Annotated in this window: 8 protein-coding genes; 3 read left to right on the plus strand and 5 right to left on the minus strand. The window is 47.6% G+C overall.

Annotated elements, in window-relative coordinates:
* The first annotated feature begins 4 nt into the window (after positions 1-4).
* Together AC286M_RS27330 and AC286M_RS27335 are read left to right on the plus strand one after the other, a co-directional pair.
* Complete coding sequence (locus tag AC286M_RS27330) at positions 5-1,168, plus strand: GuaB3 family IMP dehydrogenase-related protein (RefSeq protein ID WP_488207385.1); 1,164 nt, start codon at positions 5-7, stop codon at positions 1,166-1,168.
* A gap of 1,139 nt (positions 1,169-2,307) precedes the next feature.
* Positions 2,308-8,115, plus strand: a complete 5,808-nt coding sequence (locus AC286M_RS27335; protein ID WP_488207386.1) for an nSTAND1 domain-containing NTPase — start codon at positions 2,308-2,310, stop codon at positions 8,113-8,115.
* Between the two features lie 141 nt (positions 8,116-8,256).
* Here AC286M_RS27335 and AC286M_RS27340 read toward each other — a convergent pair whose 3' ends face one another.
* Complete coding sequence (locus tag AC286M_RS27340; protein WP_488207387.1) at positions 8,257-8,499, minus strand: DUF6761 family protein; 243 nt, start codon at positions 8,497-8,499, stop codon at positions 8,257-8,259.
* Between the two features lie 285 nt (positions 8,500-8,784).
* Positions 8,785-9,240 (minus strand): D-aminoacyl-tRNA deacylase, encoded by a 456-nt coding sequence (gene dtd, locus AC286M_RS27345; RefSeq protein WP_488207388.1) that lies wholly within the window; start codon positions 9,238-9,240, stop codon positions 8,785-8,787.
* 258 nt (positions 9,241-9,498) lie between these two features.
* On the opposite strand from dtd, the gene AC286M_RS27350 reads away from it, so the two are divergent.
* The gene (locus AC286M_RS27350; RefSeq protein ID WP_488207389.1) at positions 9,499-10,638 is read left to right on the plus strand and encodes a geranylgeranyl reductase family protein; all 1,140 of its coding nucleotides are present in this window, start codon (positions 9,499-9,501) and stop codon (positions 10,636-10,638) included.
* 123 nt (positions 10,639-10,761) lie between these two features.
* On the opposite strand, the gene frp is transcribed toward AC286M_RS27350, so the two are convergent.
* The 3 genes from frp to AC286M_RS27365 all read right to left on the minus strand — a co-directional run bounded on the left by frp (position 10,762) and on the right by AC286M_RS27365 (position 13,015).
* Positions 10,762-11,088 carry a fluorescence recovery protein gene (gene frp / locus AC286M_RS27355; RefSeq protein ID WP_488207390.1) on the minus strand — a complete coding sequence of 109 codons (327 nt, stop codon included), beginning with the start codon at positions 11,086-11,088 and terminating at the stop codon, positions 10,762-10,764.
* 40 nt (positions 11,089-11,128) lie between these two features.
* Entirely contained in the window at positions 11,129-11,926 is a 798-nt protein-coding gene (locus AC286M_RS27360) for a fatty acid desaturase (protein WP_488207391.1), read from the minus strand.
* Positions 11,927-12,055: 129 nt separating this feature from the next.
* Positions 12,056-13,015, minus strand: a complete 960-nt coding sequence (locus AC286M_RS27365; protein WP_488207392.1) for an orange carotenoid-binding protein — start codon at positions 13,013-13,015, stop codon at positions 12,056-12,058.
* Positions 13,016-13,413 lie beyond the last annotated feature (398 nt).

Here is a 13,413-nt window from a genome sequence, read left to right on the forward strand (position 1 = left end):
TAACGTGGATATTCAACTTGGTAGAGGAAAAACGGCTCGTCGAGCCTACGGAATTGATGAAATTGCTCTCGTTCCAGGACAACGCACACTCGATCCGGAACTTGCAGATACTCGTTGGACCATTGGCGGTATTGAGCGCGAAATTCCGATCATTGCCAGCGCAATGGATGGAGTAGTTGACGTCCGTATGGCGATCGAACTTACAAAACTTGGTGCGTTAGGAGTCTTGAATCTGGAAGGTATTCAAACTCGCTATGCTGATCCCAATCCAGTTCTGGATAAGATTGCATCTGTGGGGCCAACTGAGTTCGTGACGCTGATGCAAGAACTCTATGCTGAACCCGTTAAGCCAGAGCTGATTAAGCAGCGTATTCAAGAAATTAAAGCAGGTGGTGGTATCGCTGCTGTGAGTGCTACTCCAGTAGGTGCGGCCAAATTTGGGCAAGCCGTTGCTGAAGCTGGAGCTGATCTATTCTTCATCCAAGCAACAGTCGTCTCGACGGCACACTTATCGCCAGAATCAGTTACACCGCTTGATTTGGCGGCATTCTGTCAGGAAATGCCGATGCCAGTGATTTTAGGTAACTGTGTAACCTACGAAGTTGCTCTCAATTTGATGAAAGCAGGTGCAGCGGCTGTTCTAGTCGGCATTGGCCCCGGTGCTGCTTGCACATCTAGGGGAGTACTCGGAGTTGGTGTTCCTCAAGCCACTGCGGTATCAGATTGTGCTGCTGCACGCGATGATTATATGCAGGAAACGGGTAACTATGTTCCCGTAATTGCTGATGGTGGCCTGGTAACAGGTGGTGATATCTGTAAATGTATTGCCTCCGGAGCCGATGGCGTCATGATCGGTTCTCCCTTCGCACGGGCAGCTGAAGCTCCTGGCCGAGGTTTCCACTGGGGTATGGCAACACCTAGCCCAGTCTTACCAAGAGGAACCCGAATTCGAGTCGGTACCACCGGCACGATTGAACAAATTTTGCGAGGACCAGCTCAGCTTGATGATGGAACCCACAATTTCTTAGGAGCGCTCAAAACAAGTATGGGAACTCTTGGAGCCAAAGATATTAAGGAAATGCAGCAGGTCGAAGTGGTTATCGCACCATCTTTGCTAACTGAGGGCAAGGTCTATCAAAAGGCACAGCAGTTAGGCATGGGTAAGTAACTGACTAGCGATATCAACTCTTTGTCACTGAGGCACATCTGAATCAATCAGCAAAGGCGGCGCTCGCCATCCAGCGCCGTCTTTGCTTTTGGCATAAGCCTTTTGGCATTTGTCTCTCTCATGTAAAGCAATATTTAAGACTTACATCTCTAACGACTGAAATTTCACATATTACTAGAACTGTCCCCTACAATAGAAATAGCGGAGACGCAAGTTTCCGTTCACTCCTCACACCACACTCCGCCCAATTCGCTTTTGAATTGGGCGGTTCCTCATAATGCCAACTTTTGCCAACCTGGTATAGCTATAGCCGTAAGCTTGGTAAACTATAGCGGCTGGATCACGGCTAGGTCACTCATAGAATCAGCAGTTCAACAAAACCCAGTATTTTCAGCAATTTAACCAGCGCAATTTTTTTCAAGGTCAAGTATTGTCACTTAATCTTGAGGTATTTTGAAGCCGCAAATTAGTAGTTCACCCGCACTACAAATGCGTGAACATTAGTTTGACTGGAGGAATGAAGCTGTACAGCAAAGAGCTGCTGGAGCAGATAAGTGGCATCAGTTTGTGTGCATTTGCTCACTTCTATCTGAAAAGATCAAAAATCAGCATATTTTTTCTCTAAACAAAATATACGAGTTTTCGTCAGTAGGTCAGCGAAAACCTCATTCAGTGTTTTTACGCATTCTTCTGAATTAATAGAAAACGACCATGAAAAATACTGAAATATATCCGTAATTACTAGCAAGATTTTGATCCTGTTTTCTTCTTCTAGATAATTCAACTTAAACGTAGATTATTCACAAGTTAGTGAATCTACTGAGAGCAGTTCTAGCCTTTCACAATTTATAAATTTTTCAGCAAAAAAATATGGGTCTCACCCCTTTTACAGGTTTATCGTAGTTCACGTAGCTTAATAAGTACAGGCAGATTACTGAGTGCGTGGACGTCAATTTGTAACAATTCACAACTCAGTATGGCGCTTATTTTTTGCATCGGAACAGCCAATTCAATCTTGATTCAATTGATCTTGATGTTTGTCAAATGGCTTCAATTACGCCCTGTTTCTAACTGCTTGTATTTCATATTTGCTTTCAATGCTTTAGTCGATTGGAACCGTTGTTATCTAAGTGCTGAAAATGTCACGAGACGCTGTTGTTGTTGGAATTAACGGATATCAATATCTGCCGAGCTTGACTGCACCTGCACAAGATGCAGAAGCGATCGCAACTCAACTTCAGCAGTACGGTGAGTTTCGAGTACACCGTCTGCCAGAGGTAATCCAAGACGGAAAACCGATCATCGGAACTCGTACAGCCATCACTGTACAAGACTTAGAATCAGCTTTGGTTCAGCTCTTTAAACCCAAAGGACGCAATATTCCCGAAACAGCTTTGTTCTATTTTTCGGGACATGGCATTCAAAAAGATGCTGGCATTCAAGAAGGTTTTTTAGCCACCAGTGATGTCAATCCACAGGTTGGATTTTATGGGCTTTCTCTCTTCTGGTTACGACGTTTGCTTCAGGAAAGTCCAGTGCGCCAGCGAGTTGTAATCCTAGACTGCTGTCACAGCGGCGAACTCCTAAATTTGCTAGAAGCAGATCCAGGGGCACGGGCTGGCACTGATCGATTATTTATGGCCGCATCGCGAGAATATGAGTCCGCTTTTGAGTCTTTAAATAGCCCCTATAGCGTATTTACTCAAGCCTTAGTCTCTGGTCTTGATCCCACGCAATCGACGACTGGCATTATCACCAACCACGCCTTGATCAGTTCGGTCAACGATCAGCTTAAAGGCGAACTACAACAACCTTTATTTGAAAGTTCGGGAAGCGAAATTGTTTTAACTCGTACCCATCAGGTCGCTCAGCGGGTCTGCGCCGTTCAAGACAGTGAGGAGCAATGTCCATATCCTGGTGCTGAACCGTTTCAAACTCATCAAGCCGACCTCTTTTGGGGACGTAAAACGCTGACTCAGCAACTGGTGACAGCCGTACGCCAGAACAACTGCTGCATTTTGACTGGGGCTTCTGCTAGTGGTAAAACCTCTGTTGTGCAAGCTGGGCTCATTCCGGCTTTGCAGCACGAGCAAACGACAGAAGGTTGCAATCGCTGGCAAATCAAAACCGTCAATTTATCTGGGCATCCAGTCAAAAATTTGGCCCATGCGTTTCTGGATTCAACCCAAACTGAATTAGAACGAGCAGAACAACTACGTCGGGTTGAAACCTTTTTAGAAGATGGTGGACGTGGCCTGAATCAACTGATTCAAGCAAGCTTGCTGTCTCCATCCTCAACATTCACTCTACCTGTTCAGGCGCAGCAGGCTGAAAACCGTTCTAATCAGCGTTTTTTGCTGGTCATCGATCACATTGAACAGCTTTTCACATACAGTCGAGGCGCAAAAGCTGAACAAGAACGCCAGCGCTTCTTCGACTGCTTGCAGGAAGCCATTGCATACAATCAACAACTCCATGTTCTGCTCGTCGTACGTACCGATATTTTGGAGCGTTTGGCTAACTACAGCGATTTGATGCAAGCTGTGGGGCAAAATTTGCTGCGCGTGCAGCCAATGACCTATGAGGATCTGAAGGCTACAGTTGTCAAACCAGCTGAAAAAATTGGTTTGCATTGTGAACCCAATCTCATCTACACACTGTTGTTGGATGTTGTTGGAACATCGGCAGATTTAGCACTATTGCAGCAGGTGCTGGTTGAACTCTGGCAGCATCGTCAGACTAATCCTGATACCCAGCAAAGTAGTCTAACTTTGGATGCCTACACTGAAATTGGCGGCATTCGCACGATTATTCAGCGTCAAGCATCTAAAGTTTATGCTCAGCTATCGCCGAAAGAGCAAACTGCAGTTCGTCGCATCTTTTTAGCTTTAACTCAACTGGGTGAGGGTACAGAAGATTCTCGCCGCCGCATTCTCAAATCAGAATTGGTTAGTACTGGTTTTTCGAATGACCTGATTGAACATGTGCTTGAAAAGCTCGTTGCGGCACGGGTTGTCGTGGTTGACAAGATTATGACGGGTGATGCAGCTTATGTTGATCCGCAGATGCGAGCCAGTAATATGTCAACGGCTTTACGATTAGCACAGCGTAGTCAAGGCAAATTCACAGCACTGAATGCTACGTTGAAATTGCCCAATACGCGCCCATCTGGTTTTTGGTCTTGTCGATCGCGATGGGCCTCTAACGAAGATGGATCAAGTCAAGATCTGTTGCCGTTAGCAGAAGCAAAATTTTCTGCTGTGTCCCCAACAGCTTCACCCCGATTCAGCCAAGCGGGAAGTTCTGATTCAACTCAACTGCTCAATCTCAAATCCGCTTCTTGTCCAACATCAACCAAAGATAAAAATTGGATCCAAAAACCATCGGAGTCACTGGTGACGTTGCTGTCAGGTCACAGTTCTGATGCTTGGAGTACAACAGTTGATGCAGTTCATGAGGCGCTGATTCGACACTGGCCAGTTCTGCGTCAGTGGTTGGAAGAAGAACGAGAGAACTTGCGCTGTCAGCGACGAATTGAGCGGGCTGCACGGGAGTGGGAGCGCCTGGGTTGTCCAGAAGAAGCCACCTATTTGTTGCATGGACACCGGCTGCGAGAGGCTGAGGAATACTTGAAGCAACGAGCTGAGGAATTGTCTACAGCTGCTCATACGTTGATTGAGCGGAGTCAGCAAGAGATTCGTAAAGTTCGCAAGGAAAACTGGCTGATGCAGCTATCAATTCCCTGCACCTTATTGCTGGCGTTAGGTCTATCATTCAGCCAGTATCGGTTAAATTTGTCAGCACAGGCTGAGCAAGAACATCAGCGGCAAATTGCGGCTTCGCGGCAGTGGGCTGCGATCGCACAAACTGTATTAGAAGATCCCCAAAGTGATCCCAATGCAGCCTTGCTCATTAGTCGTTTAGCGGCTGAACAAGGTGCTCACACCTACGAAGCACAGGCTAGCCTGCGGGCTGCACTGCAGGAAATGCGGTTACGGGCTCAGTTGAATGATCATGATGCGGCTGTCCATCAACTGGTTTTTAGTCCAGATCAGCAGCATTTTGCTAGCACCAGCGTTGATGGCAGTGTGCGACTATGGGGAGCGCTAAATCCAACAGTACCGGATGGCCGCATATCCTCAATTGAAGTATTGCCACCTCGATCAGAAGAAAGCGCTGATTCCAATGAGTCAACGGCAACGCAACTAGCGTTTAGTCCCAATGGTGAGTGGCTTGCGATCGCACATCATGACTCCACAGATATTCAGATTTGGTCTATAAAAAACCGCAAAATCTTCCATCGTCTATCCAACCCGTCCTCAGATCTCCAGCAGCTTGCTTTCAGTGCTGATGGGCAATGGCTCCTGGGGCAGAGCAACTCTGAGGTCAAGCTTTGGCACGTGGAAAATCCAACTTCAATTCGGATCTCCAGCGATATTCCATTGCAAAGCGTTGAACTGAGCTCTAGCGGTAACAAACTACTGCTGGCGACGCAAAACGGGCAACTTACGCTTTGGAAGTTTGTAGAAGGCATCCAACTGATTGAACAGCAGCAGGATCAGCAGGATCAGAGTGATGCAGAACAAAATACCACTGAGCCCGATGAAGATGAAGCAACTGAAGATAAAGCAACGTTGAATCAGCCGCCAAATATATCGTTAACCCTGCAAACATTACGCGATCCCGATCATCCGCTAGCTGCGTCTGTGCAGCAGCTAGTCCAGACTGCACCAATCAATAACGCGACGCTGAGCCCAGATGCTCAATGGGTAGCAACCAGCGGTACGGATGGCAACGTCCGCCTGTGGCAGCTAGAAACTGGTCAAATTCAACATACGATGCCACAGATTGATCACTATGCAGCTTCAGATTATGCGGCTTCAGATGAGGATGCTTCTGCCACCAATACCAGCGAATCAACAGTCAACCAGCTATTGCCGGTTCAGCAAGTTATCTTTAGTCCCAATAGCCAATTCTTGGCTAGTATTGGCCCCGATCAGCAGATCTGGATTTGGCAGCCAGAGTTGGGATTGCTGCACACGCAATTACCAACCGATCCCTCAACTCCTCTGACATCAAATAATCAGCGTTCTACAGCGACGTACGAACAGTTTCTACAATTCAGCCCAGATGGTCAACGATTAGCGACGCTACATGCAGCATCTACAGAGCAGTCAGACCAGCCATTTATTCAACTGTGGCATATCGAAACAGGCGAAAAGGAGCGTTCCATTCAGCCACGTCAGGATGTAATCAGCAGTTTTCAATTCACACCTGATGGTTCTCATCTAGCAACAACAGCAACAGATGGTCAAATTCAGCTGTGGGATTTGACTGTGGGAGGAGAGTTGCCAACAGTTCAGTTATCTCAAGATGCAGAGCAATGGTTTAGTTTTGCGAGTTCCGGCCAACTTTCCGGTTTTCCAGAGTTTGACAGGGGGCAGTCTTTGGCGATGGCCTCACCACACATACCCCAGATTGAAATTGTCAGTCTAAAAGGCCACCACCTTTTACAGCGCTGGAACGTGCCGATTTGGCTAGCCGATCGTGAGACGCCTTATGTAACCACAATGGCTCAGCTGCATCAGGAAAAGATTCAAGCATCCACTGTATCCGTTTCACCCTGGTACACCAAGTGGCAGTTTATGATCACGAATGTCTTCAACCAGGCAGCGAAACGAATCCCGATCGCAGTTTTGCCAGCGTCATCTTCTGCGGGACAAGAAGCGATATCTGGCCCGGTGTCACTGGGCTTAACAGTACAAACAAAAGGGACAGATGACGTGAATTGGCAGCAGATAGCCTCACTGACCGAACAGCACACGTTATCTACTGACTTATCCTCTGCTGATTTATCTCCCGATGACGCAGCGGAGCCTGCGGCCAGGAATTTGGCCTCAGATCAGCTGACCTCAGATAATGCAGCCTTAGACGATTCAGCACCACCCACTCCAGCTCACGATGCAACAGCAACTGAGGTAACAGCAACCGCGCTGCATCCAGCCGGTACGCAATTTGCGATCGCAGATCAGAATGGCATCATTACCATCTACAGCGAGCTCGACAATTTGCGGGTATACGATGAGTCCCAGGCTAAAGAGCCGGAGAATTCCGACCAAGGCAACTCGGCAAAACAGCCATTTGCTTTGCCAAAACTGGAATCGCAGATGGTGCAAATTGAAAACGTGCGTCGTCATGCGGAAAACAATCGTCAGCCCAGCCTGGTGTCGAGTTTGGTCTATAGCCCTGACGGGAAAACTCTGGCGAGCATTAATGACGATTTAACTGTGCGGCTGTGGGATGCCCAATCTGGAGAACTACGCCAGGAATTTGTAGGTCACAATGCAACCATTCTCAGCGCATCGTTCAGTACAGACGGCAAACATCTAGTCACGTCCGGTTGGGATAAGACGGTTCGCATCTGGAACATTGATTCTGGTCGATTACTGCGATCGCTATCTCTCGCGGATGTGGTTAGTCGGGCCGTGTTTAGTCCAGATGGTCAATCCGTTGTTGCAACTGGCTGGGATGGTCTGATTACCCTCTTTCAGGCCGAGACGGGACACGAGAAAATGTCTATTATTGGTCATCGTGGCGCGATTGTAGATGCCGCTTATAGCCCAGATGGTAGCCAATTTGCCACAGCGGATGAAGACGGTCTGATTAAACTGTGGGAATCGGCTAGTGGCGTTGAACAAGCGACACTTTCGATTAAGGATTCCGATCAACCGATTGAACGGGTGTCATTTAGTCCAGATGGCCAATTCGTAGCGGCTCTGACTGGAGATGGGCAGATTTATTTTTGGGCGGCCACCTGGGATAGCTTGTTAGCACTCGCTCGCGATCGCAGTTTACATCCCCTTTCAGCCCAAGACTGTTATCGCTATCTGAGATTGCCAGATAATGAATGCCCTACGTTCGAACTCAATCCCTTGGCCCAACAATAGAGAGAAAGGAGCAAAAAGCAGGAGAGGTCAGCTAAGCTGACCTCTCCTGCTTTTTGCTATTGCTGTTTTGATTTCAGGATGCTGTGCGTCGCCATAGATGATGGCCAATGGCGACTGGTGGAGTTAAATGATGCCAACTATCTAGTAAAAGTCCGGACGTGGCTCAGGCATTTCGAAGTTGGATGGATCGTACAAATAGCGAATAACTTCTTCTTCGAGCCGATGAATTAAGTAGACTTCGAGAACGCCAGAATGACGCAGCGCTGCCAGATAGCCATCGATATATAAGCGCAAATCATCCGTGCGATATCCTCGATTCCATTGCTCAACCAGGGAATCCGTGAGCTTCTGATAGTGGCGAACAGTTTGAGTATCTTGAAGCATTTGGCGACCTATGGGCTAGCAGATGATATGGAGATGCGATTGCGAAACGATTCGTTTCTTCATGTCCAATATTAAAACTTATGATACCTTCATCTCTCCGTATGTGCGGAACAACACGGTTGATGTCTTTCTATTGATAGAGTGACCAAAATACCAACCAAACTAACGATTCGTCCGACAAACTTTATATTTTTGACAGATTCGGTGGATGAGATCACAGCCGAACCCAATGGGATACAGTAACGAGTCATAACCAAGTCGTACCCGAGTCATACACGTGGGTAGCTATTCGCTAGCGGCATCGCGGTCGATGATTAAGGTCACGGGGCCATCATTTGCGATCGCAACCTGCATCATGGCACCAAATCTGCCCGTTTCGACCTTCAGTCCACTCTGCTTTAGTTTGCTGACGAACTGCTCATAGAGGGCTTCCGCTTGTTCCGGTGGCGCAGCTTGGTCGAAGGATGGGCGACGACCTTTGCGACAGTCACCGTAGAGAGTGAACTGACTGATGACCAGTAATTCTCCCTCAATGTCCTGGACGGATTGACTAAAGCGCTGGGTTTCTGGATCGGGAAAAATCCGTAGACCCAGGCACTTTTGCACCATCCAATCCAGCTCAGCCTCTGTATCGGTAGCGGCAATGCCAACCAGCAGATTGAGGCCACGTCCAATTTTGCCAACCAGCTTGCCATCTACGTCTACTGATGATGATTGGACACGCTGTACCACGACTCGCATGTGTTCCTCTACTCCTACTGTATCGCCATAGACACTTGATTCAGATTAGCTTGGGACGGTAATTCTATCGGCCTTAACGGTTGGAGTCACGTCAGTTTTTTACCCTAGTGCTTTGGAGTAGTGCTTTGGATCCAATATCTGATTAGCGACTCTGCTACTTGCGATCGCACGGCGGCGAGTCAACGCTATGCAACGCCATATATGTAAAGCTATACAATGGCTTTGACGAGTTACTGTGACCATCTCAACCATTCCCCCATGCAAAACGGCAGATACGATTGCATCATTGTGGGCGCAGGCCCAGCCGGCAGCAGCGCCGCCTACCATCTAGCTAAGCGAGGACATTCCGTGCTGCTCTTAGAGCGAGAGACGCTGCCGCGCTACAAGCCCTGTGGGGGAGGCGTCTCGCCGGAAATTGCTCAGTGGTTTGACTTTGACTTTACACCAGCGATTTCGCTTAAGGTGCAGCGGCTGCGGCTGACGTGGAATATGGCCGATCCCGTTGAGGCCGACTTGGACACGATTGAGCCAATCTGGATGGTGCGGCGGGAAGTGTTTGACCATTTTTTGGTGCAGCAGGCGCAAAAGCAGGGAGCGGTTCTCAAAGAGCAAACCGTCGCGAAGGGAATTCGGTTTGAGTGCGATCGCTGGATTGTTCACACGATGCAGGGCGATTTTGAGGGGACGTACTTAATCGCGGCGGATGGGGCGAGAGGTTTGACGGCTAAGTGGCTGGGTTTTCAGCAGCGCCAGGTTCAGATGGCGGGGGCACTGGAGATTGAGTATCCGGCTCCGGCGGATCATGACCCGCTGACGATGCATTTGGAGTTGGGCATGGTGAAGAACGGCTACGCCTGGAATTTTCCTAAGGCGGATGGCTATTCCATTGGTGCAGGCGCATTTCGCAGCAAGAGCAAGGGGCAAGACTATCGGCCAATTCTAGAGCAGTACGCCACCAGTTTTAATATCGATCCAGAAGCGGCACGGCGCTGTGGTCATCCGATCTGCGTTTGGAATGGCGACCAGGTGCTTCACACGCAGCAGGCGCTCTTGGTGGGCGAGGCGGCCTGTGTGGTCGATCCGTTTACGGCTGAGGGAATTCGACCGTCCATGTATAGCGGCGTGAAGGCTGCCGAGGCGATTGATGGTGTGATGACAGGACGAGTTGAATCTCTAGCAACCTATAGCCAGGTGATGCAGCGAACTTGGGGAACGGAAATGCGCTGGGCACAGCGGCTAGCAGGGGCATTTTATCGGCTGCCAGCAGTGAGCTATCGCGTTGGAGTAAAGCGGCCTTCGGCACCGCATACGATGGGCAGAATTTTCTGCGGAACGCTGCACTATAGTGATGCGGTTGACCGAGCATTGAAGCGGTTAAGCGGTGGTTTGATTCGATAGGTTTGATAAAACTGCGATCGCACCTCTCTTTCAAATCATAAACCCCAAATTATTGGTTGCAAAAGTCAGGCCAAGCCTAGCTTTCACAACCAATAATTTGGGGTTTTCTAGTCAGATTCGGTATTACATATACATCAGGACTTTAATTTTAGTTAATTTGTCGCTGGTTAATCCTTCCAGATCATTGAGCTGTATCCAGCCTTCTTTTGTAAGTCGGGATAACGTAAAAAGTAAGGCGGATTCTTGATCATCGTATTTGCCGTCTATGTCATGACGCCTCGCATTCAAGAAGTCATTCAACTGCCATAAATGCTCAATTTGCACGACTTGGCTAACCTTATCTTTGACTGTTTCAATTAGAACGGCAATTTCGCGTTCGTGGGCTTTGTTGAAGGCTGCCTTAGCAATTTCTTGCTCTTGTGGTGACCATGTAGCTGTACTCTTTGACATGAAATAAATTTGATATATGAGAATTATTTACATTTCTTTATTATAGTCTAATCTGCCCAAGATGTTGAGGGGAATAGCTCTGACGGTGGACAGCAGGTAGTTGATACCACGGCACATCAGGATAGGTATGATGCTCCCAGTGGTAGCCAAAATGGTAGCAAGCTAAAAATGACCACAGCGGCGAGTAGGAAACGCTATGGATATAAATCTTGGAATTCGAAGCTGAGCCATGTTGATTTGGGGCTTTGTGAGGTAGGTAAGTGCCAAAGAAAAATAGCTGAACAGAACTGAGAATCAGTGGCAGCAACCAGAACACCAAAATGTTGACCCAAGTAATCTGAAACAGGATGTTGATAACCAAAAAGAAAAGACTGCCACTAGCTAGAAACCCTATAATTTGTCGAATCGGGAAATAGACTCGAATAAAGTTTAGATACCAAAAGAAAGGATGTGAATCGCTTCCCTGGAAATCGGGGTCATTGGGTGTGGCGGTTTGGTTATGATGCTGCCAATGATTTTTATGGCAGTCACTATAGCTAAGAAAGGCATAGAACCATAGTGCAATCTGCCCTATCCACCGATTCATCAACTTGTTCTGTGGCAGTAAGTTACAGTGAATTGCATCATGAGCAATCACAAACAGCCCCGTATGAAGGAATGCCCGTCCCAAAACAGCAACAATTGTTAGCCATACTGGTTCAGCATTTAGCGATATAGTCAGTAGCTGGATTAAGCTACCTATCCACAAGCTAATCAGAGTTCCGGCAAATAAAGCACCGATCCAAGTTGGGCGAATGGTTTGTTGACTTGGCAGGTTTGATAATTTTTGGGTTTGCATATTTATTATTCAGAATTGAGGTTGTGCAGACTCCTCAAACACACCTTAAATAAGAAAGCACCCGAATACAGGGTGCTTTCTCACGCTTGTTCTACGTAATCCCTAATAATTCAAACCAGTGATCAGGGATTAACGTGTTAGATTGAGCAGTTCTTTGGGTGACGCTAACAAGTCAATTGCAACGAAAAAGATCTTGTTCTCTGGTGTTAGCAGAAACCGCCATGCGATGTTCATGCCGACATTAGCGCCGAACCAAGGTGTTTGGACTTTGCCCGTTACTTTGACTTGAGTGAATCCTTCTTCCGCAGGTTCAGCTACGCCGCGCTCTGGTATCAACTTTAAGTTTTGGCATTCCTGTCTAAAGAATTGGAAGATCGCATCTTTGCCAACGATGGGGCGGCGGAAAGGTGGTTGTAGTGCTCCATCGGGGGTGAACAACTCAATTAAGGCATTGAAGTCATTGGCATTGAGGTTATTCATATAGTCTATGACCGTCTGATTGGTCAGACCCTCAATGCTAACCTTTTCGCGTTTAGACGCTTCCGTTGGTGCAACTGCGGGTTCCAGCACGACTTTGTAGTCTTTGATCTGGGCTGGATCAAAGCCAAAGTCAACGACAGCATTGCGTAGTACTGTAATTTGCTGACCCGGTTCTAGGCCGCGCATCGTTTCTAAAACGGCAGATGCATTGGCGGATAGCTGATATCCGGGGGGAATGGGAGCGACTAGCCCTTGATCCATCCACTCGGCTAGCTTATACCAGAAGCCAAGTTTCAGATTTTGAGACCATGTTGCATAAGTGCGGCAAATGGGGGTGTCAGCATGATTGGCTAAGTCATACATGACCTGTGTTTGCTCAGTAAAGGACATGTCCTTGATTTGATTGAGGGTGTTTTCTGCAAACTGCATCGGAGCAGCGCCCAAGGCAGCAGGAGTCACCGACTTGCCCATTTCCAGATAAGCAAACCAAATCAACGCTAATTGATCTTCTGTATTGAGCTGACCAAATCTAGCAATTGTTGCGGGTACAACATCTGCTGTCAGAGTCTCAGGAAAAATGTTACGTGCTGAATCAACTGTATATGTCATAAGGTTACCCGGTGAACAATTAAGTTTGGTAAAAGTCAATTAAATTGTAGCGGAGTAAATCTCGCGGGGCGCTCAAATTCCTATCCCCGCCGCAAGCGGACGGGGCATTACGGAATTTGCCCTTCGGGACGCACTCCCGCGCTACCACTAACGTGGCAAGCCACGGGGAATTAGACCCACAGAGATTAAAAATACCTGTTAGAGTCAACAATAACCATTGACTATCAGGGCTTGAGGGCCCTATAAATGCTCATTCCGCTACAATTTAACTCGATCTGCTAAGGGCTAAAAATCAACTGATTTAATCGCAAGAGCCCACAATTCAGAATCGCGCTAGCAGGTAAAAATTGTCTTTTTTGTATGGCCAAAATTAGTAAAAACAGCCAATAAAGACTTGC

It is taken from the genome of Thainema salinarum CENA647 (assembly GCF_057732415.1).

What these genes read in the sequence shown, in the direction of transcription:
- AC286M_RS27360 (WP_488207391.1), bottom strand. Translation starts at nt 11,926, where the DNA reads ATGCAAACCCAAAAATTATCAAACCTGCCAAGTCAACAAACCATTCGC.
- AC286M_RS27340 (WP_488207387.1), bottom strand. Translation starts at nt 8,499, where the DNA reads ATGCTTCAAGATACTCAAACTGTTCGCCACTATCAGAAGCTCACGGAT.
- AC286M_RS27350 (WP_488207389.1), top strand. Translation starts at nt 9,499, where the DNA reads ATGCAAAACGGCAGATACGATTGCATCATTGTGGGCGCAGGCCCAGCC.
- frp (WP_488207390.1), bottom strand. Translation starts at nt 11,088, where the DNA reads ATGTCAAAGAGTACAGCTACATGGTCACCACAAGAGCAAGAAATTGCT.
- AC286M_RS27335 (WP_488207386.1), top strand. Translation starts at nt 2,308, where the DNA reads ATGTCACGAGACGCTGTTGTTGTTGGAATTAACGGATATCAATATCTG.
- dtd (WP_488207388.1), bottom strand. Translation starts at nt 9,240, where the DNA reads ATGCGAGTCGTGGTACAGCGTGTCCAATCATCATCAGTAGACGTAGAT.
- AC286M_RS27365 (WP_488207392.1), bottom strand. Translation starts at nt 13,015, where the DNA reads ATGACATATACAGTTGATTCAGCACGTAACATTTTTCCTGAGACTCTG.